A 23,180-nucleotide genomic window follows, 5' to 3' on the forward strand; every position below is an offset into this window, starting at 1 on the left:
CGTTAGCTCGCCTTACGCTTCACCGCTTTTTTCGCGTTATCATTTTTCATTACGCCGCTTTTCACCGCGCCACTCTTCACAGCACCGGTTTTCACAGCATCACTTTTCACTGCGCCGTTTTTCGCAACGCCACGCTTTGCGGTTTCGCTGCGTGTGGAACCGTTCTGACGCTGATGAACAATCGGGGTGTGTTTGGTCAGCGCCGGACGGGTATTACGATTCTGGCGACGCGCTTCACGCATTTCATCCAGCGTCGGGGCCGGTACCAGACAATCGCGACGTGAACCAATCAGGTGCTTTTTACCCATCTCTTCCAGCGCCTGACGGATCATCGGCCAGTTCGCCGGATCGTGGTAACGCAGCAGCGCTTTATGCAGACGACGCTGTTTGTCGCCCTTCGGCACCACCACATCTTCACTCTTATAACCAATCTTACCGAGCGGATTTTTCCCGGTGTAATACATGGTGGTTGAGTTAGCGAGCGGTGACGGATAGAAGTTCTGCACCTGGTCGAGGCGGAAACGGTGGCGTTTGAGCCACAGCGCCAGATTGACCATATCCTCATCGCGCGTACCAGGGTGAGCAGAGATAAAGTACGGGATCAAATACTGCTCTTTACCGGCCTGCTTCGAGAAGGTATCAAATAGCTCTTTGAAACGGTCATAGCTCCCCATGCCCGGCTTCATCATCTTCGACAGCGGCCCTTCTTCGGTATGTTCCGGGGCAATCTTCAGATAGCCACCCACGTGGTGCGTCGCCAGCTCTTTGATATAACGCGGATCTTCTACGGCGATGTCGTAACGTACCCCGGAGGCGATCAGGATCTTTTTGATGCCTTTCAGATCGCGTGCGCGGCGGTATAAATTGATCGTCGGCTCATGGTTGGTATCCATGTGCTGGCAAATATCCGGGTATACACAGGACAAACGGCGACAGGTTTGTTCCGCGCGCGGCGACTTACAGCGCAGCATGTACATGTTGGCCGTTGGGCCACCCAGATCGGAGATGACGCCGGTAAAACCCGGAACCGTGTCACGAATTGCTTCGATCTCGTTAATGATAGAATCTTCCGAACGGCTCTGAATAATGCGCCCTTCGTGTTCGGTGATCGAGCAGAAGGAACAGCCACCAAAGCAGCCGCGCATAATATTGATGGAGAAACGGATCATTTCGTACGCCGGAATACGGCTGTTACCGTAGGCCGGATGCGGAACACGCTTGTACGGCAGGGCAAAAACACTGTCCATCTCTTCGGTAGAAAGCGGGATAGCCGGCGGGTTAATCCAGATGTAGCGATCGCCATGTTTTTGCATCAGTGCACGGGCACAGCCGGGGTTGGTTTCATGATGCAAAATACGCGAAGCGTGGGCATACAGCACTTTGTCGCTTTTGACCTTCTCAAAGGAGGGCAGCAGCACGTAGGTTTTTTCCCACGGTTTCGGACGCGGTGGCTGAACAACGACAGCTTTCGCTTCGGCTTTCTTCGGCTCGACAGGTTTGTTGTCCGCGCACGGCAAATCTTCGCCGTAGGGATGCGGAATCGGGTCGATTTTACCCGGCATATCAATAATACGTGAATCCACGCCGCTCCAGCCCGGCAGCGCTTCTTTCACCATGATCGCGGTGTTACGGACATCGCGAATCTCTGAGATAGGCTCGCCCTGTGCCAGACGATGCGCCACTTCCACCAGCGGACGTTCACCGTTACCAAACATCAGCATGTCGGCTTTGGAGTCCACCAGCACCGAACGGCGCACGGTATCGGACCAGTAATCGTAATGGGCGGTACGGCGCAGGCTCGCTTCAATGCCACCGAGGATCACCGGCACATCTCTCCAGGCTTCTTTGCAACGCTGGGTATACACAAGCGTCGCGCGATCCGGACGTTTACCCGCCACGTTATCCGGGGTGTAGGCATCGTCATGGCGCAGCTTACGATCCGCCGTATAGCGGTTGATCATCGAGTCCATGTTGCCTGCGGTCACGCCGAAGAACAGGTTTGGTTTACCCAAACGCATAAAGTCGTCTTTGCTGTTCCAGTCCGGCTGGGCAATGATGCCAACGCGAAAGCCCTGGGCTTCGAGCATACGACCACAGATAGCCATACCGAAGCTCGGGTGATCGACATACGCATCGCCCGTTACCAGAATGATGTCGCAGCTATCCCAGCCGAGTTGATCCATTTCATCGCGGGACATAGGTAAAAACGGAGCCGGACCAAAGCAGGCCGCCCAGTACTGGGGCCATGAAAAAAGGTCGCGATCCGGCTGGATCAGGGATATTGCGCTCATCTTGCTTCCAAAAAAGTGGCAAAAAAATAAACAAAGGGCGTGGATTATACGCTGGATCAATACATGAAATGAAGGAATATGTGTGGGGTTTTCGCCTCAGAACCCGAAGAGGATATAGCCCGGATAAGGCGTTTACGCCGTCATCCGGGAACGCAGTCGGGCGACAGAGTAGCATCCATATCGACTAGGCCGCCGGGTTCACCAGCAGTTGTCCGATCGAGCCGCGATCCGCCATCTCCAGGGTCTGACTGCCATACTGGAACGGGAAATGCGGCCATGACGGTTGCCCGTAATAGACCAGCAACTCCACCTGGCCATCAACCCACACGGTATCTTTCCAGCCACGATCTTCCTGGAACGGCATTGCGCCATTGACGTTACGCACCTGGAACTGTACGCCTTCCATATGGAATGATTGCGGCATGTCCGCACGCACTGTCCAGCGCTCCCAGGAGCCCTGCTGAGCGGTAATGTCGATACGTTGCGGATCCCACAGTTGCCCGTTGATCCCCGGATCGCTGCCCAGTGTAATATCGCGGCTGCGCGCAGGCGTACCGGTCATGATGTCCGATGGCAAAAGTCGCATCGGTAAAGTATCGGTGACCAGCGGCAACAGTCCGGTAGGCCGCAACGTCAGTACGAGGGTGGAAATCAAAATACTGGAGGGCTCAAAAAAGCCGCGCAGACGATCCATGATGCCAGCCGCTTCACCGCAGGTGACAGAAACCTCATCACCGTTGGTCATATCAACCAGCACCTCACGACGTTCACCCGGCGCCAGCGCCAGTTGCTTGATCGACACAGGAACAGGCAAAAACCCCTGATCGCCGGAGATCACATGCAGGGGACGTCCGTCACTCATCTGCAACTGATAACGACGAGAATTTGAGGCATTGAGCAGACGTAAACGCACCCAGCCGCGCGACACCTCGACAAACGGGCTTTGCGCGCCGTTGACCATCAGGGTATCGCCCACAAAGCCGCCGCTGCCTGGCTCGCTGTATTCCGGCGTACCAAAATTATCCAGCCGTTTATCCTGGATAATAATCGGGAAATCATCCACACCGTAGTGGTTCGGAATGGGTAGCGATTTACTGACGTCATCTTCCACCAGCCACATTCCGGCGAGGCCATTGTAAACCTGCTGTGCGGTACGGTTCGGCGTATTGGCGTGATACCAGAGCGTGGCGGCACTTTGGCGAATCGGCAGTACTGGCGCCCAGTCATTATTCGCAGTCATCATCCGCGCGGCGCCGCCAATTAATGGCCCAGGCACCTGCAGCCCGCTCACCGTCATAGAGACATTTTCTGCCAGACGGTTGCTGTAAATCATTTTGACGTCATCGCCGCTCCAGACCCGGATTGTCGGCCCAAGATAACGCCCGTTCACTCCCCAGACCTGCGCGCGCGTTCCGGTGGCAAATGACCAGTGCGTACGCTGAAGAGTCAGGAAAAGCGGCTGCCCGCGACGGGATTCAATCAACGGAGGTATCGGCAGCGGCGGTTGCTGCCCGGCGGCGTTCGCCCTCAGCGGTATCGCGCCTGCGCAGAATGCAGCCCCGGATACCTGAATAAATTGACGCCGACTGAGTGACATAGTTGCTCCGTGTAAAAACTGAATAAACCGCGCGGGAAATCATTTCCCGGCATCAATATAGCAAAAGGATTAGACCCTTCCTGCAGCCTCGCGCTCAGCCACTTCTTTGTCCAGCTCATCGATTTTCGTTTTCATCAGCTCATGGCAATGCGCGGCCAGTTCACGAATCTGATCTTTACCGTAACCGGTGGTATCGATGGGTGGCAGCATTTCGACAATTACCAGCCCGTTTTTCAGGCGGTTAAGATTGATTTTATTCGACGTACCAGAGACACAAACCGGGATGATCGGCACGCCAGCGGCGATGGCTGCGTGGAACGCCCCTGTTTTGAACGGCAGCAACCCACGCCCACGGCTGCGGGTGCCTTCCGGGAACATCCAGACAGAAATATTGCGCTTCTGAATATGTTTAACCACCTGAGCAATGGTGCCATGCGCCTTTGCCCGGTTATTACGATCAATCAGCAGATTGCCCGTTAACCAGTAAAGCAAACCAAAAAACGGCACCCACAGCAGACTCTTTTTGCCGACGGTGACGGTTGGCGGTTGAACGATGTTAGACGCGGTGACCATATCGTAGTTGTTCTGGTGATTCGCGATATAGATAGCCTTGCCATGCTGTTCGTAACCCTGCGGGAAACGCTTTTCGACCTTTAAACCAAATACCGGAGCCAGGCGGCCAAACATATGCCCGAAGGTAGCAACATGCTTCGGATTACGTGGGCTGAACAGGCAGTAAAGAGAACCAAAGACACACACCAGAATGGAATAAATAACAACGATGATGAAGCGAACAATAAATAGCATAGCTACCTCGAAAACCCATCCCTATGTGCATAAACACTAGCCTGCAACACTCAGGCCTGGTTAGATGCGGGGTCGTAAAAACGTATTGTTAATCGCAACTCTGGAATAAACAACGCTTTTACGGGAAAAATTAGTCATTCCCCCACCGATGTGTGGGGGATGAATGCAGAACAATTACTCTTCGCTGTTTCCGACGCTGGGGCGGGACGGTGAATCAATCTCAACGCGGTCGATACGCTGCAAGCCGCGCATCAGCGTCCCGCGACGGCCACGTTCTCCCTGCACTTTCTGCAGTTCTTCCGGGCGCAGTTTGATTTTACGTTTACCCACATGAATCGTCAGCGTGCTCTGCGGCGGCAGCAGGTAGAGATGCGCCAGCCCGTCTTCGCCTTTGGCGGCTTCCGCCGACGGAATGCCGATTATCTTGTTGCCTTTGCCTTTTGACAACTGCGGCAGATCGCCCACCGGGAACATCAGCATGCGGCCTGCCGTGGTGATCGCGAGCAGCATATCCGCATCGTTTTCAATTTCCAGCGGCGGCATCACACGGGCGTTATCCGGCAGACTGATCAGCGTCTTACCCGCACGGTTTCGCGCCACCAAGTCGTTGAATGTGCAGACAAAACCGTAACCGGCATCGCTCGCCATCAGCAGCTTCTGATCTTCGTTGGTCATGACCATATGCTCAACAACGGCACCCGGCGGCAGGGTCAGTTTACCGGTTAACGGCTCCCCTTGCCCACGCGCAGAAGGTAACGTGATCGGGTCAATGGCATAGCTGCGCCCGGTTGAGTCGATAAAGACCACCGGCTGATTGCTCTTGCCCTTCGCCGACGCTTTCCAGCTATCGCCCGCTTTGTAGCTTAAGCCCTGTGCATCAATGTCATGGCCTTTGGCGCTACGTACCCAGCCCATTTGCGACAGTACGATAGTCACTGGCTCAGACGGCTGCATATCGTGTTCGTTCATCGCTTTCGCTTCTTCGCGTTCATGCAGCGGTGAACGGCGGTCGTCGCCAAAGGCATCAGAATCCGCCTGCAGCTCTTTCTTGAGCAGATTATTCATCTTGCGCTCAGAGGCAAGGATAGCCTGCAGTTGATCGCGCTCTTTTGCCAGCTCGTCCTGCTCGCCGCGAATTTTCATCTCTTCAAGTTTGGCGAGGTGGCGTAATTTCAGTTCGAGAATGGCTTCTGCCTGGGTCTCGCTGATGCCAAACCGCGACATCAGAACCGGCTTCGGCTCATCTTCGGTGCGAATAATATGAATCACTTCGTCAATATTGAGGAATGCTACCAGCAGGCCTTCGAGGATATGCAGGCGCTTGAGCACTTTCTCCAGACGATAATTCAGGCGACGACGTACCGTATCGCGACGGAAAGTCAGCCATTCGGTGAGGATCTCCAGCAGGTTTTTCACCGCCGGACGTCCGTCCAGACCGATCATGTTGAGGTTAATACGGTAGCTTTTTTCCAGATCGGTGGTGGCAAACAGGTGGTTCATAACCTGCTCCATATCCACGCGGTTGGAGCGCGGCACAATCACCAGACGGGTCGGGTTTTCGTGGTCGGACTCATCGCGCAGGTCATCCACCATCGGCAGCTTTTTGTTGCGCATCTGGGCGGCAATCTGCTCCAGTACGCGCGCGCCGGAAACCTGGTGCGGCAACGCGGTAATCACCACGGCGCCGTCTTCTTTTTTCCACACCGCACGCATACGTACGGAGCCGCGACCGTTCTCATAAATTTTACGGATCTCAGTTCGCGACGTGATGATTTCTGCTTCGGTCGGGTAATCCGGCCCCTGAACGATATCCAGAATCTGGTCGAGGGTGGTTTTCGGCTGTTCAATCAGAGTGATCGCCGCTTTTGCCACTTCACGCAGATTATGCGGCGGGATATCGGTCGCCATCCCGACCGCAATCCCGGTGGTGCCGTTTAGCAGAATGTTCGGCAGGCGCGCAGGCAGCATCTTCGGCTCCTGCAGCGTACCATCAAAGTTCGGAACCCAATCCGCCGTCCCCTGCCCCAGTTCACCCAGCAGCACTTCGGCGTATTTGGACAAACGGGATTCGGTATAACGCATTGCGGCGAAGGATTTCGGGTCGTCCGGCGCCCCCCAGTTCCCCTGCCCGTCAACCAGCGGATAACGATAGGAGAACGGCTGTGCCATTAAGACCATAGCTTCGTAACAGGCGCTGTCGCCGTGCGGGTGATATTTACCCAGTACGTCGCCCACGGTACGGGCAGATTTTTTGAATTTGGCGCTGGCGCTCAGCCCCAATTCAGACATAGCGTAAACAATGCGACGCTGAACAGGTTTCAGGCCATCACCGATAAACGGCAACGCACGGTCCATGATGACGTACATGGAATAGTTCAGATACGCGTTTTCCGTAAATTCATGTAGCGCAAGGCGCTCTGCCATATCGCTCATTAAGTGTGATTCCTCAACATGTGCGTCCGCCTTTTCGGCGGCAATATTGCCGCAGATACTACCCTATCTGTGACGTCAAGGCATAGTGATGCGCGTACAAAACCTATCGCGCCGGGGGACTTTCGCCTGTTCAGGCATCTGGCGGCCACCGAAGGCTGGTGGCCGCGTCAGGCTTACACGAGGGGAAGGTAAATATCGGTCTTGAGTTCGTGCTCAGGCACCTGATGCACAAAATTCAGATAGTGGAAAAAGACCGGGAAATCGCGCACGGTTTCGCCACTCTCCGGCAGCCAGTGCCGAAAGAGGTGATACACGCTCTCCCCCACGGAGTCGAGCGAGCCATGATGACGGATGACCGCGCAGCGCCCGCCGGGGATTTCACCATTTTCGACGCCAAACGTATTTGCCGGTACTGCCTGCTCCACGGCCGCACAAATATCAAAGCGGAACGCGTCGGCAGGCACTGACTCGGGATCGTCCCATGCAATACCGTATGTTGGATAACGCTCAACCGGCGAAAGTCCGCTACTTCGCCGCCACTCAATAAATGTCGCGGCGCTGGCATTCACCTGCGCCGGGTCGCCCCGGTGTTTTAGCATCGCCACTGGCGTGGTCGGAAACAGGACTATGTTGATCTCTTTCATCGTTCGCTCCTGAGAAACGTTTTTCGGTACGCGTTGGTGCCAGTTCACCCAGTCCGGTTTAAGACGAAACTGACGGGGACTGGCGCCTAACGCCGTTTTGAAGGCGCGACTGAACGACTCCGGATTTTGAAAACCCGCATCCAGGGCGATATCGATAATTTTATCGTGCGGATTAAACGCCAGCCGCCATGAGGCGTGACGCAGCCGCAGCCACTGGATATAGCGATAAAGCGGCATTCCGCTCCAGGCTGTAAACATCCGGTGAAAGTGAAAAGGCGAGCAGTGCGCAATCGCACTCAATGCCTCCAGTGATAAGGGCTCATCCAGATGACGTTCAATGTAGTGACAAACCATTCTGAAACGTGCTGAATAAACCGCCTTACGCGTGTCGCTCATCGCATCCTCCTGAGGCGCTACTTTGGCGGTTCGACGAAGGTTAATCCTGACCGATCTTGCGCAATACGCGCAGTCATTTCAGTCCCACTCCGAAAGCGATTGTTGCTTTAAATGCAAAAGTCTTTGCACGCTTTGCCAGTTTTGTCATTGACGCATGCGGGATAAAATTACCGGCATTAACGTTTCGATAAGGACAAAAAATGAGCAACATCCTGATTATCAACGGCGCAAAAAAATTCGCCCACTCTAACGGTCAACTCAATGACACCCTCACCTCTGTCGCCGAAAGTTTTCTGCGCGATAACGGACACGCAGTAAAAAGCGTACGTACCGACGGTGATTATGATGTTAAAGAGGAAGTGCAGAATTTTCTCTGGGCCGATGTGGTTATCTGGCAGATGCCAGGCTGGTGGATGGGCGCTCCCTGGACCGTAAAAAAATACATGGACGATGTGTTTACCGAAGGCCACGGCTCGCTGTATGCCAGCGATGGGCGAACCCGTTCTGACGGCGCGAAAAAGTACGGTTCCGGTGGTCTGATTCAGGGGAAAAAATATATGCTTTCTCTGACCTGGAACGCACCGCTTGATGCCTTTACCGATGAAGAGCAGTTCTTCCATGGCGTCGGCGTTGACGGTGTTTATCTGCCGTTCCACAAAGCGAATCAGTTCCTTGGGATGGAAGCTCTACCGAGCTTTATCGCCAATGACGTGATCAAAATGCCAGATGTGCCGCGTTATATTGAGGAATATCGCAAGCATCTTGCGGAGATTTTTGCTTAACTGTGAAGCTGGACTTAGAAGGAGTTAACCATGTTGACAGTGATTGCTGAAATTCGTACCCGTCCTGGCCAGCACCATCGCCAGGCGGTCCTTGATCAATTCGCAAAAATTATCCCGACGGTGTTGCAGGAAGAGGGTTGCCATGGCTATGCGCCGTGGGTTGACCATGCCGCAGGCGTCAGTTTCCAGACGAGCGCACCGGACTCCATTATCATGGTGGAAAACTGGGAGAGCGTGGCGCATTTAGAAGCGCATCTGCAAACGCCACATATGAAAGCCTGGAGCGAAGCCGTGAAAGGCGATGTGCTGGAAACGCATATCCGCATTCTGGAACAAGGGGTCTAATCCCCTCGTAGTGCCCCGGATGCGGCAACGCCTCACCCGGGTATCTCAAGAGCCCGGATAAGGCGAAGCCGCATCCGGGACAAAACCCCACTGACTACCAGTACAACTTCCAGCTCTCGCTAAAGCGCATTAACGCCTCAACGTAGAAATAATCCCCCCAGCTACAGCACTCATCCACCCCTTTATTGCTGGAAAGATGGTACACCGAATGCTTAAGCAGGCCGTTGGTTGGCTCATTTTTCCCGGCCAGATAGTGCCTGCCCAGTGACGACATAATACGCATCGCCCACTGCTGATAACGTTCGCGATCCGGGTCGGAAACCGGTAAATGTTTGACCAGCTCCAGCAGGCCGCAGACCGCAATCGCCGCAGAAGAGGAGTCGCGCAGCGCGTCGGTCCCCACCAGTGCCAAATCCCAGTGACACACCGCATCTTCCGGCAGGCGATTCAAAAAGTAGTTCGCCAGCCGTTTTGACAGGGCCACCATCTCTTTATCGCCGGTATAAATGAAGCTCAGCAGGAAACCGTAAATCCCCCACGCCTGCCCGCGTGACCAGCAAGAATCATCGGCGTAACCTTGCTGAGTGTTACCGTAGCGCGGCTCGCCGGTCTGCACATCCATATAGTAGGTATGGAAGGTCGAGGCATCTTCGCGGATCAGATAAGTCGCCGCCTGCCTGACATGGGCCTGCGCCGCCTGCGCAAAACGCGGGTCACCGGTTTGCTCGCTCGCCCAGTACAGCAGCGGCAGGTTCATATTGCAGTCGATGATCATCCGCCCGGCCTGCTGCGGGTCTTGAAGATCGCCCCACGCCTGAATGATCTGCGCCTTTGCGTGAAAACGTTCAAGTAGCGCCTCGGCGGCCTGCAGGGCAAACCCGCGCGCATCGCGGTTACCCGTTAAACGCCAGGCAGCAACGCAGGAGAGCGTATAAAGGAAGCCGAGGTCATGGGTGTTGGTGTCGCTGCGCCCCGCAATGCGTAAGCCAAAAGAGCGCACATTTTTTTCTGCCATTGCGCGAAACGCCGGGTCACCGCTCATCTCCCACGCCAGCCACAGTTGCCCGGTCCAGAAACTGGTTGTCCACTCAACGTTATCGGTCAGCGGGTAATACCCCTTCTCGCAGGTCTCTGCGGGAAACTTCTCACCGAATTCCGTTAAATGACGGCGAATCAGCTCAAGGGTGTGTTGACGTGCGCTGTCCAGCTCATCAGAAAACGCCTGCCGATTAAACGGTGCGCCTGGACATTCACGTAACGGCTCCTCAACGATTTTACTTAACATATTTCGGTTCCTTATTTTACTGGCAATCATGGCCGGGAATTAACGTGAAAGGTTATTTCCAGCAATATCTAAAGGGGAATGCTGTCGCCATTTACTCTGGCAGGCGGAAAGCGTTATTGCAGAGATGGCGGTAAAGGCCAGCGCAATCGATCCCATAATGATGTAGGTATTTTCAAAGCCAATGCGGTCATACAATAATCCCGCCGGGGAAGAAACCACCACATTGCCGACATACAACATGGCCTGATAGCCCAACAAATACATGGTGGCATTAACGCGCTTATCGAAATGCTCAGCGATATATTTAAATACTGACACCAGCAGCAGACAGATTTCCAGACCGTAGAGCGGTTTTAAGATGGAAATCAGCAAATGCGATTCACACAGGCCGGAAATAATCAGGCGGGCACCGACAAAAGCACCGACCAGTAATAAGCCACGCTTAGCACCGATAAAATTCACAAACAGTGGGATGACCATGTACATCACAAATTCCATGCCCGACTGTACCGTGCCCAGATAGCCGAACACGGCGTTGCCCTGGTGAATATCCGTGAAAAAGGTGACGAAATAACGGGAGAACTGCTGTTCGGCGATAAACATCATCCAGGCCACACCCGCGACATACAGGCAGAAAGCCCAGAATTTCCGGTTACGCAGCAGGGCATACACATCCGCCGGGGCGATCTTCTCTTTTGCCAGCACTTCACTGGCGTGAGCCGCCTGGGTATTCACTTTCAGGCTCAGCAGCACGCAGAACATGATGACGGAGGCCACGCTCCCCATAATGAAGTTCCACGCCGGTGAGATGTTAAACAGCAGCCCGGAGAAAGAGGATGCCACCGCCCAACCGAGCGATCCCCACATGCGGATCTGCCCGAACTCCATACCGTTTAATCGGCTGTAGCGGTCGCTGTAAGATTCACAGGCGGCCACCCCGGCATACCAGGCAAAACTTAAATAAATGGCACCAACGATAATCCCCAACAGGGTGTTGGAAATTAATAGCGGCTGATAGACATAGATAAAGAACGGCGCCATTAGTGCCGACATCAGCACGACAAAATAGAGCAGATATTTACTCATCCCTATTTTATCCAGGATGTAGCCATATATCGGTTTGAGAATAACGGAAAATACGCCGTTAACAGCAAAAACGGTACCGATAACCGTACCGCTCAGGTTGGCTTTTTGCCCCAACCAGATAGCGAGCAAACCAATACTTGCCGACCAGGTAAAGAAATAGAGAAAGATAAAACTACTGATTTTATAATATTCAGTACGGGTATTTATGGTTAATTTTTCCATACTATCCTCGACAAAAAAGGTAGAGTTCAGAGGTGCTGAATGCAATTTAAAATACTGATTATGGGTAATAGCATTCGCTAAAACGCAATGGTGATACTTTTATTCCAGTGGACGGGAGTCACCACCAGCTGGTTATTTTCACGTTGAAACGTGGGTAATTCAGTCGTTAACGGGCTGCCCGTTGGCATTGCCTGCACCGCACACACCAGCCAGTGCGTTCCCGGTAAAAGCTCGCCTTTAAGCTGCGGGATAGCCGCGCACTGGGCAAACATGATGCTGCTATTGGGCGGTGTTACCAGGCAGTCCGGCTCGCGCGCCAGGTCAGGCGATAAGTCATAAATCATGCTGGTCCCGTTTTCAGCCTCCACCCGACAGCCTGCCCTCCCTTCATGGGGAGCTAACTGGTGCGGTGCTTTGATTACCGCAAAGCCCCCTTCCACACTCTGCAACGTGCGGGCCGTGTCGACGCGATGCACGCGGACATGCCAGTCATCGCAGGGGATCAGCCAGGTTGAGACATGTACGTCATGCCAGGCTGACCAGCGTGAAAAAATGTGGTCGGCATGGACGCTTACCTCTTCACACTCACGACGGCCGCGGAAATAGTTATCGCCTTCGCTCAGTAATAGCATGGAGTCGCTGGCGGCATGCTTGATGCCGTAGCGCCCGCGTTCGATGGTAAAACCAAAGGCGCTGGAGTAAGCGAATTTGGTGTATTTAGCCTCGGTGTTGACGTAATTGTTCAACTCCAGCTGCCCGGATGTCAGCATATAGACGTGCCGGGACGCCGCACTGTGCACCAGGATTTGCTGAGCATGAGGAACGACACGCTGCACGGCAAGCTCCGGCAACGGCAGCTCCTCTGCCTGCCAGAAGGCGTGGCTTTCCGGCAGCGCCAGAATCAAAAACACTTTCAGCGCCCAGTAAGGCGAACCTGGCGAGTTGTAGTCTTCACACATGGCCAGATTGGGGTAGGCAAATCCCAGCGTTAGAATGCCATCGCGATCGAAAATGGGCTGACGCAACCACCAGCGCAGATGGCGGAGGATTAGCCCCTTCACCACGCCCGGCGAGAACGTATTCAGCCCGGCAAATGCTACCGCACTCCAGAAGGCCACCATCGCAAAACGGTACGTCAGGCTACGGCCAAACGGTACAGATTCGCCACCCGATGCGGACATATAGATAAAGTCGCGGGCAAACAACTCCGCCCTTTCACGCAGGCAGGCGGCGCGGCCCGGGTCGTCTTCGCCAGTGAGCGTGGCGTAAATCAGCCCGTAGAAATGAAAAGCCATCGAGATGTAGTAATCTTTGGGCCGCCCCGGCCCGTCGGAGTACCAGCCATCGCCCAGATAGTAGGCTTCCATCAGGTTAAAGCGCCGTTCGATGGCCTCGCGATCCCACGGCAACCCCGCGCGTTTGAAGCCCAGTTGCACCAGAATGGCGAAGTAATTCCAGTTACTGTCCGGCATCTGCGCGTCGCTGATTTGATTAAGCCAGCGATGCAGATTGTCCCGCTCCTGAGCAGAGAAGCTACTCAGACATGTATCCTGCAACAGTGCGAGCCCGAGTCCCCAGGCCGCCATCTCGACCAGGCGCTGATCGTATGGCCCGGTGTCGCCCCAGTAGCCGCTGCTTTGCGGGTCGGTGCCGAGCTTTAGCGCCGTGATGTATTTTTCACTCAGCGGCAGTGCTTCACCGCCCGCCATCAGAGGGAAAATCCCCCACATCGCCCGGGATAATCCCTCCATTTCAGCAATGTCTGCGCCGTAATGCGCACAGGTTTCGCCCAGCGAAATCCCGATTGCCCCGCCGGAAACTGCTTATCCAGCGCGCTCAGCATCGTCTTAAGCGCTGTCGCCACATCGCTACGTGAAGACAATGGAATTGATTTTTTTCCTTCAGCCATCTGCATCGGTTCACCCTCCCGTAAGTGGCTAAAGAATAGTGAATCGATAGAGTAGTGAAATGTTACCCCGGTCACACTGGAGAATTTTCAGCGAACCGGTAGTTGAGAAAATTTAAAATGGTGGTTTATAACAGCAGGTAATGAGACCAAAATTGAGAATGGTTGCACTATGGCTGAACCCTGGCATGCGGAACGTCTGGAGCTGATCTCGCTAAACGATGCTATCGTGTCGTTTAGCCGCCTGTTTGCCAATACCGTGCGCTACCATCACTGGCATCAATGCCTCGAGCTGCTGTACGTGGAAGAGGGATTTGGCGTGGTGATGGTCGATAATCGCCAGTACACCATGCGCCCCGGCAGGCTGTTTTTCTTCCCGCCTTTTACGCTGCATAAAGTGATGGTGGATGAGCAAGCGCAGAACAGCTACCGGCGCACCATCATCCATGTGGATCATCGGGCCATTCTCAAACTATTCCGCGACTTCCCGCATAACCAGCGGCGGTTGCAGCGTCTCTCGGTGCGCGGTGGGCAGGCCGTGGTGATGGATGCGGCGGATATTCATACCCATATCGATCACCTGTTTAGCCGCTATGCACAGCAGGCTGCCCTCGCCAGCCTCAATAGCGAACAGGTCGCCTGTTTACTGTTAACCCTGCTGAATATGCTGCCGGAAGAGAATGAAAAAATGCCGGAAGATCTTACCGGAATCGCCACGCCGGTGATGTTCTGGCTGGAAGAGAATTATCAGCAGAAATTTAGCCTCGCCCGGCTGGCAGAGGATTTGGGCAAATCGCGCAGCTATGTGTCGCGCCGTTTTCTGTTTGAGACCGGCGAACATATTCACCAGTACCTTAATACCATCCGCCTGCGAAAAGCCTGTGAATTACTGCTGCACAGTATGAGAAGCATCGGCGACATTGCCAGCGAGGCAGGCTTTTCTGATGTGACCTATTTTATTAGCGCGTTCAAAAAAGGGATTGGCGAGACGCCCTTACAGTATCGGAAAAACCATGTGACCCGCTTCGCTCAGAAGCAATAGCAATATTATATACAGAACCCGTCTTGCCATTACCCATGCGACATGAAAGGTTATAGTCTTTCTATGTTACCAGGGTAAGTCATGATGACGGCATTACACGTATTCCAGCGCCCGCAGACAGCCGACCCCATACAATCGCTTTCCCGCTTTGACGACATCCGCGCCTTTCTTTCCCAGGCCGGTATCGTGCTTGAACGCTGGGATGTCAGCGGCGTTGATAAAGGGACCGATGGAGCACAGCTGCTGGCGCAATTTCACGACGATATCGAAGCATTAAAACAGCGCGAAGGCTACCAGTCAGCGGATGTTATTGCGCTGACGCCAGACCATAAAGACCGCATCGCGCTGCGGGAAAAATTCCTCCAGGAGCATACGCACAATGAAGATGAGGTGCGCCTGTTTGTGCATGGAAGTGGCACTTTCTTCGTACCTGCCGGGGACCTGGTGGTAAAACTGGTCTGCCACGCGGGGGATTTGCTGCGCGTCCCGGCCAATACGCCGCACTGGTTTGACAGCGGTGAATACCCGGATTTTGTCGCCATCCGCATCTTCACCAATCCGGAAGGCTGGGTTGGCCATCTGACCGGTCGCAGTACGTTTTATTGAGAGCGCCTTCCCGGATATCCCCATGGGAAGGCGCTATGGCTTATTTCGCCGCCGTGCTGGCAAGCGTGGTTTTCGGCTCACTTTCCAGCTAAAACATCATCAGCAATATCAGGCTGATGCCGTGGAAGATGGCAGGTACGCCCGCAAACAAAAAGAGAATGGCTTTCATGGCTTCCGGGCTGACGGCTTCGCCCGCTCTGTAGCCGCTGGCGGAAAGCACCAGGCCGACCATCCCGCCCGCCAGCGCCAGGCCAACTTTCATTGAGAACAGCGTGCCCGCCGCCACTACGCCAGACATTGTAATTCCCGAACGGGTCTCGCAATAATCGGCGCAGTCGGAAGGCAACGCCCAGGCGGTAACCGCCCCCAGCTCAGCCAGCAGCACCGACACCACCAGCAACGCGCAGGCCAGGCCAATCTGCCCTGGATTAACAAAGTACAGACACAGCGCCGCCACGCAGCAGCCAAGCTGTGCCGCTTTCAGCGTGCCGAGCTTTGACAGCACGCCGCGTTTGATAAGCTGAATGGCAATCATCGGCGCGATAATCCCGGCAATCGCCGTCGCAGAGAGCTGCCCGGAAACAAAGCTGTCGCCACGCTCCAGGAAGTACTTCACGAAGTAGATGGTCACGCTGCCTTTAATCACAAACGCGATAGAACTGGTGATTTTGAAGATGTAGAAAATCACCACCGGCTTCGCTTTCATCATCACCCGCCGCTGCTTGCCAAACGGGACTCGTTCGCTCTCCAGTTTCACCTGATAGCGTTCTTTGGTACCCCAGAAGCAGAGCAGCATAAACGCCGTCGCCAGAATGGCGATAAAGCTCATCGCCATCATGTATGCCTGCGCCTCATTGGTTTTGCCATACCAGGCAACAAACATCGGCGCCACGGTCGAGCAGATCAGGAAGGCCATTTTCGCCAGCGGGAAACGCCAGGAGTTCGCACTCAACCGATCCATCGGGTCAGACGTTAGGGTGGTCAGCAGCGCAACATAGGGTACGACCGTTGAGGCGTACATCAGAATCAAAAACAGATAGGTGGCGGTGGCGTAAACCCGTTTTCCCGTCGGTGAAAAATCGGGGGCGAGGAAGACCAGCAGGCACGACACGCCGTAAGGCACCGCGCTGCACAGGATTTCTGGCGATGTTGAGTGCACGCCTTCATCAGACAAAGGCCCCGTTCGTCGGGAAGGGAACGGCATTTTTGCCACACCAATGGCGAACCCTGGTACCCGTTTGACACAACGGCCTATGTGTGGAATTACCAGTCCGAAGCGGTGCAGGCAGACACCCTCGCCTCGCTTGCCGCGAGCCCGTTTAACAAGATTCGCAAGTGCGTCTTCCCAAAACACTACCACTACAATCTGGCGGAACCGGTGCGCTTCCCCTTCCCCGGCAATATCGAGACGGGCTTTGACTATACGCGCTTTGATGTCAGCTTCTTTGCCGAACTGGAGCAGCAGATCGACAGGCTAGCCGGGCTCGGCATTGAAGCGGATCTGATCATCTTCCACCCGTACGATCGCTGGGGATTCTCGCGCATGCCGCTCGAAGTGGATCAACGCTACATCCGCTACCTGGTGGCACGTCTGGCCTCGTTTAAGAACATCTGGTGGTCGCTGGCAAATGAATTCGATCTGCTGAAAGAGAAACCGATGCATTTCTGGGATGCCGCCATCGCCCGGATCCAGCGTGAAGACCCCTCGAATCACCTGATATCGATCCACAACTGGCATAACCCACCGATCCACTATCCCTCTAATGCGCACTGGTACGATCATCATAATACCGCGCTGACCCACGCCAGCATTCAGCATCACGATCTGCACTTCGTGCCAGAGTGGCGTGAGACTTTCAACAAACCGGTGGTGATTGACGAGTGCTGCTATGAAGGCAATGTCGATTTGGGCTGGGGGAATATCACCGCGCAGAAAATGGTGGCCCTGTTCTGGCACGGCGTCTGCCTGGGCGGCTATGTCACGCACGGGGAAACCTGGCTAAGCGACGATGAGATCATCTGGTGGTCGCACGGCGGCAAACTCAAAGGCGAGAGCGTGAAACGTATCGCGTTCTTGCGCCAGCTACTGGAAGAAGGAGCGGCTAAACGGCTCGCGCCAGTCCCGTGGGGAAGCCACTGGGATACCTCAATGGGCATGAGCGACGAGCGCTGGGGGCTGTTCTATTTTGGCGACCACTGCCCGGGCTACAAAATGATGACCATGCTGCCGCCGGACAGCGTGTGGAAGGTCGATATCATCGATACCTGGGAAATGACCATCACGCCTGTTGCTCAGGAAATTCGTCAGGGAGATAAGCTTGAGCTGCCGGGGAAACCCTGGATAGCGCTGCGCCTGCAACGCCTGTAATCAGATTCGCCGCCTGGTCAGTCGCACTGGCCGGGCTGGCGATCCTTGCTATATCAGAAGCGACTTACCATCCGCAGACATTGGTCTCTTCGTCAGACTCATAGCCACGGACGATATTGATCAGATCTTTGACCGCATCCGCCGCCACGGTGGCATCTTGTAGTTCTGCCAGCGCAGAGAAATCTTTATCCACTGACACGCCGTTATTGTTATTGGTCACCGTCAGGATGAAACCCTTCTCGCTGGCACTCTTGTCCGCCAGCTTTTCAACGAGCTCTGCCACCGCCGCCACCGCGATATTCGGCACGTAGAGCGCCATCGGTTTCAGATACACTTTTTCTGCCGTTGTTTTGCTGCCGCGGTTTGTGACGGCCAGAGAATAGCCTTGGTTTTCCGTTGTCATGACATCCACCTCAACCTTCAATGAGTACTTTGGGATCGACCCAAAAATCGACGTTGAATACCGTATCGTCTGATAGCGCTTCAATGCGGTGCCACTTTTCTGCCGGAAATACGCCAAACTGTCCGGCTTCGATGGTCATCGTTTCCACCGGTTGCGGGCTGGTTTCATCGGCATAGCCGTAATAGCGAATCGCCCCCTGCATAACGCACAAGCGTGGATTTACCCCCTGGCGCGTACCGGCATCCAGATGCCGCTGCCAGATAGAGGCGGGGGCAGTCTCTTTAGTCCATAACGGTGTTGAGCGCACGTGCACATAATGTGTTGGTATAACAATGCGTTGCATGTTTCATCCTTAATAAAATATGCGTCGATTGAAACAATATATTGCAAATAAAATACACCTTTAAAGTGAGAATAAAAGCGTTGAAGCGGCGTTGTACGCCATGAGGAGTAGAGGGGGAGTAGACCGGGAAGAAGAGAGATAACGGTTATGAAAAAGCGCAGCCGGGACATCAGGTTGCGCCGTAAAACGCCTTATTCAGGCGTGCCTGATTTCAGAACCGCAGGGATCTGGCGAGGCAATACCGCCAGTTTCAGAACATTACGCCGACTGTTTTTGCAACGCTTCCCACAGGCCCACCAGATAAGTGACACCCAGCGCGCGATCGTATAATCCGTAACCCGGACGACCGCTTTCCCCCCAGATAAAACGACCATGATCCGGGCGAATGTAACCCTCGAAACCATTGTCGTGCAGCGCTTGCATCACTTTGTACATATCCAGAGAGCCGTACTGTGACGGATGTGCGCACTCATAAAAGTCTTTATCCTTAAGAAGCTTAATATTACGCACATGGGCAAAATGAATACGCTTGCGACGGGTAAATTCTGCCAGAATCTCGTAGACATTATTTTCAGGGTCTTCGGCAATTGAGCCCGTACACAGGGTGATGCCATTGGCTTCTGAATCGACGGCGTTGCAGAGCCAATCCAGATCCTGACGATTTTTGACAACGCGCGGCAGGCCGAAAATAGAGTACGGCGGATCGTCCGGATGAATTGCCATTTTGATACCAACGTCTTCACAAACCGGAATGACTGCCTTGAGAAAATAAACTAAATTTTCCCGTAATTTTTCGTCGTCGACACCTTTATAACTGGCAAATAATTTCTGTACCTGCGCCAGACGTTCAGGTTCCCACCCAGGCAGTGCAAAGCCGTTTGAATTACTGAGCACCTCACTCACCACCTCTTCCAGGCTTTTATCAATATCCTTTTTCTCAAAGGCCATGGTCAGGGAGCCGTCTGGCAGAACATAGTTCATGTCAGTCTTCATCCAGTCAAAAACAGGCATGAAGTTGTAGCAAATGACCTTCACACCAAATCGCGCCAGATTGCGAATGGTTTGCTGGTAATTTTCAATGTAACGATCGCGGCTCGGTAGACCAATTTTGATGTCATCATGAATATTAACGCTCTCGATGACTTCCATTTTCAGGCCGGCGGCAGTGGCCTGGCCGACCAGCGCTTCAATCTTATCTTCGGGCCATATTTCCCCCACCGGGATGTCGTACAACGCACCGACAACCCCTTCTACGCCCGGAATCTGACGAATATATTCCAGAGAAACTTTATCCTCTGTTGACCCAAACCACCGCATTGTCATCTGCATAGAACAACCTCAACCCGAATGAGCAAAAATATCTACCATACTAGTAGCTGATGAGCAGTACAGTAAAACGATGGGCTTTAATAATCAATAGATTTTCTGAATCAATAAACGAGGTTAAATATATTGAACAATATGTTAAGCGCCCGTTAACAATCTAACTACAAGCACAGTTAAAACACTATTTCAAAATTTGACCACCTTCACATAATTAAAAACTTATCTGGTATGGTAGTAGACTGTGCGGTTTTTAGGTATACCGTAAATACAGCTCAGTTATTGCATTTATAAAAAAACCTTAGGTAAAAATTTCAGGAGCAAGTCGATCATGACGTTGATTAACGACGATTTTATGATTAACAGTAAAGCAGGAAAAATACTATATACGCGCTATGCGAAGAAACAGCCGATACTGGATTATCATTGTCATCTTGAAGCCCGGGACATTTTCGAAAACAAACCTTTTCGCGATATCACCCAGCTCTGGCTTGAAGGTGATCACTACAAATGGCGAGCCATGCGCGCCAATGGTATTCAGGAAAAATATATTACAGGCCATGCTTCTGCTGAGGAGAAGTTTAAAGCCTGGGCTAAAACCGTTGAATCCAGCTTTGGCAATCCGTTATATCACTGGACACATCTTGAACTCGCCACCTATTTTGATATTCACACCCCGCTAAACCGTAACAACTGGTGTGAGGTGATGAGTGAATGTAACAAGAAATTAAAAAATAGTGATTTTTCACCTCGCGCACTTATTTCGCGGTCAAATGTTGAAATTATTTGCACGACGGATAAACCCCTGGATGATTTGAAATATCACCAGCTTCTTAAAAATGAGAAAGGGTTCGCTACGCGCGTATTACCGACCTTTCGTCCCGATGAATTATTCGAAGCGGATCCTATCCGGTTTAGCCAATTTGTCACTCAACTCGCTGAAATAAGCTCAGTCAATATTACGCATTTCTCATCATTCATTGCTGCGATTGCCGCGCGTATCGATTTCTTCCATGAGGTTGGCTGTCGTATTTCCGATCATGGCCCGGTAGAAGTGAGCTATCAGCGCGTCAGCGATGAACAAGCAGAGGCGCTTTTTGCGGCCAGAATGGCGCAACAAACACTTTCCGCCGAAGGGATGCAGGCATGGAACAGCATTATCTTTGTGAAACTCGCTGCTCTCTATAAGCAAAAAGAGTGGGCAATGCAGATTCATTTCGGTGCTATCCGAAATAATAATATGCCGCAATATCACGCTATTGGTATTAATAGTGGGTTTGATTCAATTGCCGACCAACAGAACCTGGCTGCGAATTTAAATGCCCTGCTTAACGCAATGGCGGAAAATAATGGTCTGCCTAAAACCATTCTCTATAATTTAAACGCTGGCTATAACGATATTGTAGCCTCGGCATTGGCTAATTTTCAGAGCGGCGAAGAAGGGATTAAATCACCCATGCAGTTCGGTTCTGGATGGTGGTTTAACGATACCCAACGCGGCATGATCAATCAATTAATGACTCTGGCCGACCAGGGATTACTTGCCAATTTTATTGGCATGCTTACGGATTCCCGTAGTTTTGTGTCTTATACCCGCCATGATTATTTCAGACGTATTCTTTGCAATCTTATAGGCGGTTGGGTGGATCGGGGCGAAGTACCAGAAGATATGGATATTTTATCCAGTATGATCAAAGGGATTTGCGCTGACAACGCCCGTTCTTATTTCAATTTCTGATTTTATAATCGAGATAAAACATGAAGAACTCAGAAAGAAAAATTACCATACCTGTCAGTATCGGTTATGGCCTTACCGATATTATGGGTGGTGGTGCTTTTACCGTCATTGGCGCATGGCTATTATTTTATTACACAACGTTTGTGGGCCTCTCGCCATTAGAAGCCGCTTCCATCGTAGCTATAGCGCGAATTGTCGATGCTATTATCAGTTTGTTCATGGGAACATTCACAGACCATTTTTATAAAAATAGACTGGGTAAGAAATTTGGTCGTCGCCGATTTTTCCTGCTGATTGGTTCACCGTTAATGCTGGTTTATGCTCTTCTTTGGCTTAATGGCATGAACTACTGGTTCTATCTCAGCGTATATCTTGCCTTTGAAATTATTGCTGCCATGGTGCTTATCCCGTGGGAAACGCTGCCCTCTGAAATGACCAAAGATTTCAACGCCAGGACAAAACTATCCACCGGGCGCATGTTTCTTTCTGCAACGGGAACCTTTCTCGCCACATTTATTCCGGGGCTGCTGATTGGCTACCTCGGAGAAAAGAGTGCGGAAGCCTATCTGATAAACGGCATCGTATTTGCCGTGGCTTTTATGCTTTGCGTCTTTATCTCGTGGAAAGTGACCTGGGAGCGCGAATTAACGCCGGAAATGCTTGCCGAACTGGAAAGCGATCGCTCAGCTTCACGGGTCAATATTCTGGGCCTTTTTAAGGACTACTTGTCAACGCTGAAAGTGAGAGCCTTCCGTAAACATCTGGCCATCTATCTGCTCTCGTTTACCGCCAAAGACATTTACAATACCGTTTTCGTCTTTTTCTGCGTCTACTGTCTGCAGGTTTCCTCCGCGTTTGCGGGAAGCCTGCTGTCGATGAGTATCATCGGCCTGCCCGTTACGCTGGTGGCCGGTTTCGCTATCATCAAATTTGGCCCCTCAAAACTTTATGTTTTTGCCTACAGCACAATGATGCTTTGCCTTGGCGGTATTCTGCTGATTTATCTCTTCCCGACGGAGCAAAAAGCCCTGCTGCTGATTATCCTGGCCGGTTTGTACCAGGTAGGTCGTTGTGTTCTGGAATTTACCCCGTGGAATGTCTTCCCGTTTATTCCGGATATTGATGAGATGATTACGCGCCAGCGCCGTGAAGGTCTGTTTGCAGCGGTGATGACCTTCTCTCGCAAAACCACCGTCGCAATCGCGACCTTTGTTGTCGGTTTTATTTTGCAGGAAGGCGGTTTTGTAAAAGGCAGCCAGGTCCAGCCAGAACAAGCAGTGCATACCATTGCCATGACACTGTTTGTTGGTACCGCAGGTTTGCTGGTTCTCGCCTTATGGCAGGCTCTGACCTTCCATTTGAATAAACAGACTCACAAAGTGTTTGTTGATGAAGTAGAACGACTGAAAAAGAATGGTTCACGTGCCGCAGTAACACCTGAAACACGCAGCATTGTGGAAGATCTGACTGGGGTAAAATATGAAAAACTCTGGCCGGAAGTGGCCCCTGAAACACAGTCCCTCTCGCCGAAACAGAAAGCGATAATGGATTAACTGAGGCAAA

Annotated in this window: 18 protein-coding genes and 1 pseudogene; 7 read left to right on the plus strand and 12 right to left on the minus strand. The window is 52.7% G+C overall.

The genetic code is table 11. The features are described from left to right. Positions 1-2: 2 nt before the first annotated feature. From IP582_RS21395 to IP582_RS21415, 5 genes are all read right to left on the minus strand, one after another. Positions 3-2,291: a YgiQ family radical SAM protein gene (locus IP582_RS21395; RefSeq protein ID WP_370551776.1), complete on the minus strand. Its 2,289-nt coding sequence runs from the start codon at positions 2,289-2,291 to the stop codon at positions 3-5. 184 nt (positions 2,292-2,475) lie between these two features. Then, positions 2,476-3,888, minus strand: a complete 1,413-nt coding sequence (gene ftsP, locus IP582_RS21400; RefSeq protein ID WP_193794394.1) for a cell division protein FtsP — start codon at positions 3,886-3,888, stop codon at positions 2,476-2,478. A 69-nt stretch (positions 3,889-3,957) separates the two neighbouring features. Further along, complete coding sequence (locus IP582_RS21405) at positions 3,958-4,695, minus strand: 1-acylglycerol-3-phosphate O-acyltransferase (protein WP_193794395.1); 738 nt, start codon at positions 4,693-4,695, stop codon at positions 3,958-3,960. A 174-nt stretch (positions 4,696-4,869) separates the two neighbouring features. Further along, on the minus strand, positions 4,870-7,128 hold the full coding sequence (parC, locus tag IP582_RS21410) for a DNA topoisomerase IV subunit A (RefSeq protein ID WP_039078085.1): 2,259 nt from the start codon (positions 7,126-7,128) through the stop codon (positions 4,870-4,872). Between the two features lie 173 nt (positions 7,129-7,301). Then, a complete protein-coding gene (locus IP582_RS21415; protein ID WP_193794396.1) occupies positions 7,302-8,168 on the minus strand; it encodes a GyrI-like domain-containing protein in 867 nt (288 codons plus the stop codon). Positions 8,169-8,368: 200 nt separating this feature from the next. Here IP582_RS21415 and IP582_RS21420 point away from each other — a divergent pair, with 200 nt between their 5' ends. Beyond that, on the plus strand, positions 8,369-8,950 hold the full coding sequence (locus IP582_RS21420; RefSeq protein WP_039078087.1) for an NAD(P)H-dependent oxidoreductase: 582 nt from the start codon (positions 8,369-8,371) through the stop codon (positions 8,948-8,950). 30 nt (positions 8,951-8,980) lie between these two features. Next, positions 8,981-9,295 (plus strand): putative quinol monooxygenase, encoded by a 315-nt coding sequence (locus IP582_RS21425; RefSeq protein WP_039078088.1) that lies wholly within the window; start codon positions 8,981-8,983, stop codon positions 9,293-9,295. A gap of 94 nt (positions 9,296-9,389) precedes the next feature. Here the strand turns inward: IP582_RS21425 and IP582_RS21430 are convergent, their stop codons facing one another. The 3 genes and pseudogenes from IP582_RS21430 to IP582_RS21440 form a co-directional block, all read right to left on the minus strand. After that, positions 9,390-10,580, minus strand: a complete 1,191-nt coding sequence (locus IP582_RS21430) for a glycoside hydrolase family 88 protein (protein WP_193794397.1) — start codon at positions 10,578-10,580, stop codon at positions 9,390-9,392. 39 nt (positions 10,581-10,619) lie between these two features. Further along, positions 10,620-11,888: an oligosaccharide MFS transporter gene (locus IP582_RS21435; RefSeq protein ID WP_193794398.1), complete on the minus strand. Its 1,269-nt coding sequence runs from the start codon at positions 11,886-11,888 to the stop codon at positions 10,620-10,622. A gap of 77 nt (positions 11,889-11,965) precedes the next feature. Beyond that, a pseudogene (locus IP582_RS21440) lies at positions 11,966-13,803 on the minus strand (DUF2264 domain-containing protein). Positions 13,804-13,966: 163 nt separating this feature from the next. Here IP582_RS21440 and IP582_RS21445 point away from each other — a divergent pair. Together IP582_RS21445 and IP582_RS21450 are read left to right on the plus strand one after the other, a co-directional pair. Next, entirely contained in the window at positions 13,967-14,836 is an 870-nt protein-coding gene (locus tag IP582_RS21445; RefSeq protein ID WP_193794399.1) for an AraC family transcriptional regulator, read from the plus strand. An 81-nt stretch (positions 14,837-14,917) separates the two neighbouring features. Next, positions 14,918-15,442: an acireductone dioxygenase gene (locus tag IP582_RS21450; protein WP_228007923.1), complete on the plus strand. Its 525-nt coding sequence runs from the start codon at positions 14,918-14,920 to the stop codon at positions 15,440-15,442. 88 nt (positions 15,443-15,530) lie between these two features. On the opposite strand, the gene IP582_RS21455 is transcribed toward IP582_RS21450, so the two are convergent. Then, positions 15,531-16,616, minus strand: coding sequence for an MFS transporter (locus tag IP582_RS21455; protein ID WP_193794400.1), 1,086 nt, complete (start codon positions 16,614-16,616; stop codon positions 15,531-15,533). 81 nt (positions 16,617-16,697) lie between these two features. Between IP582_RS21455 and IP582_RS21460 the strand changes: the two genes are divergently transcribed. Continuing rightward, positions 16,698-17,810, plus strand: coding sequence for a DUF4038 domain-containing protein (locus IP582_RS21460; protein ID WP_255520026.1), 1,113 nt, complete (start codon positions 16,698-16,700; stop codon positions 17,808-17,810). Positions 17,811-17,874: 64 nt separating this feature from the next. Here IP582_RS21460 and IP582_RS21465 read toward each other — a convergent pair whose 3' ends face one another. From IP582_RS21465 to uxuA, 3 genes are all read right to left on the minus strand, one after another. Beyond that, positions 17,875-18,213, minus strand: coding sequence for a DUF1869 domain-containing protein (locus IP582_RS21465; RefSeq protein WP_193794402.1), 339 nt, complete (start codon positions 18,211-18,213; stop codon positions 17,875-17,877). 10 nt (positions 18,214-18,223) lie between these two features. Continuing rightward, complete coding sequence (locus IP582_RS21470; RefSeq protein WP_039078090.1) at positions 18,224-18,556, minus strand: DUF1971 domain-containing protein; 333 nt, start codon at positions 18,554-18,556, stop codon at positions 18,224-18,226. Between the two features lie 258 nt (positions 18,557-18,814). Further along, positions 18,815-19,885 carry a mannonate dehydratase gene (gene uxuA, locus IP582_RS21475; protein WP_193794403.1) on the minus strand — a complete coding sequence of 357 codons (1,071 nt, stop codon included), beginning with the start codon at positions 19,883-19,885 and terminating at the stop codon, positions 18,815-18,817. A gap of 325 nt (positions 19,886-20,210) precedes the next feature. On the opposite strand from uxuA, the gene uxaC reads away from it, so the two are divergent. Together uxaC and IP582_RS21485 are read left to right on the plus strand one after the other, a co-directional pair. After that, positions 20,211-21,617, plus strand: coding sequence for a glucuronate isomerase (gene uxaC / locus IP582_RS21480; RefSeq protein ID WP_193794404.1), 1,407 nt, complete (start codon positions 20,211-20,213; stop codon positions 21,615-21,617). A 20-nt stretch (positions 21,618-21,637) separates the two neighbouring features. Further along, on the plus strand, positions 21,638-23,170 hold the full coding sequence (locus tag IP582_RS21485; RefSeq protein WP_193794405.1) for an MFS transporter: 1,533 nt from the start codon (positions 21,638-21,640) through the stop codon (positions 23,168-23,170). The last annotated feature ends 10 nt before the right edge of the window (positions 23,171-23,180 follow it).

Origin of the sequence: Citrobacter sp. BDA59-3 (assembly GCF_015167655.1) — a bacterium.
In the GTDB taxonomy this organism is placed as follows: domain Bacteria; phylum Pseudomonadota; class Gammaproteobacteria; order Enterobacterales; family Enterobacteriaceae; genus Phytobacter; species Phytobacter diazotrophicus.

Excerpts from the sequence above, each read along its gene's own strand:
- parC (WP_039078085.1), bottom strand. The coding sequence starts at position 7,128 with ATGAGCGATATGGCAGAGCGCCTTGCGCTACATGAATTTACGGAAAAC.
- IP582_RS21425 (WP_039078088.1), top strand. The coding sequence starts at position 8,981 with ATGTTGACAGTGATTGCTGAAATTCGTACCCGTCCTGGCCAGCACCAT.
- ftsP (WP_193794394.1), bottom strand. The coding sequence starts at position 3,888 with ATGTCACTCAGTCGGCGTCAATTTATTCAGGTATCCGGGGCTGCATTC.
- IP582_RS21445 (WP_193794399.1), top strand. The coding sequence starts at position 13,967 with ATGGCTGAACCCTGGCATGCGGAACGTCTGGAGCTGATCTCGCTAAAC.
- IP582_RS21420 (WP_039078087.1), top strand. The coding sequence starts at position 8,369 with ATGAGCAACATCCTGATTATCAACGGCGCAAAAAAATTCGCCCACTCT.
- IP582_RS21405 (WP_193794395.1), bottom strand. The coding sequence starts at position 4,695 with ATGCTATTTATTGTTCGCTTCATCATCGTTGTTATTTATTCCATTCTG.
- IP582_RS21485 (WP_193794405.1), top strand. The coding sequence starts at position 21,638 with ATGAAGAACTCAGAAAGAAAAATTACCATACCTGTCAGTATCGGTTAT.
- IP582_RS21415 (WP_193794396.1), bottom strand. The coding sequence starts at position 8,168 with ATGAGCGACACGCGTAAGGCGGTTTATTCAGCACGTTTCAGAATGGTT.
- IP582_RS21430 (WP_193794397.1), bottom strand. The coding sequence starts at position 10,580 with ATGTTAAGTAAAATCGTTGAGGAGCCGTTACGTGAATGTCCAGGCGCA.
- IP582_RS21450 (WP_228007923.1), top strand. The coding sequence starts at position 14,918 with ATGATGACGGCATTACACGTATTCCAGCGCCCGCAGACAGCCGACCCC.
- IP582_RS21435 (WP_193794398.1), bottom strand. The coding sequence starts at position 11,888 with ATGGAAAAATTAACCATAAATACCCGTACTGAATATTATAAAATCAGT.
- IP582_RS21395 (WP_370551776.1), bottom strand. The coding sequence starts at position 2,291 with ATGAGCGCAATATCCCTGATCCAGCCGGATCGCGACCTTTTTTCATGG.
- IP582_RS21470 (WP_039078090.1), bottom strand. The coding sequence starts at position 18,556 with ATGCAACGCATTGTTATACCAACACATTATGTGCACGTGCGCTCAACA.
- uxuA (WP_193794403.1), bottom strand. The coding sequence starts at position 19,885 with ATGCAGATGACAATGCGGTGGTTTGGGTCAACAGAGGATAAAGTTTCT.
- IP582_RS21465 (WP_193794402.1), bottom strand. The coding sequence starts at position 18,213 with ATGACAACGGAAAACCAAGGCTATTCTCTGGCCGTCACAAACCGCGGC.
- uxaC (WP_193794404.1), top strand. The coding sequence starts at position 20,211 with ATGACGTTGATTAACGACGATTTTATGATTAACAGTAAAGCAGGAAAA.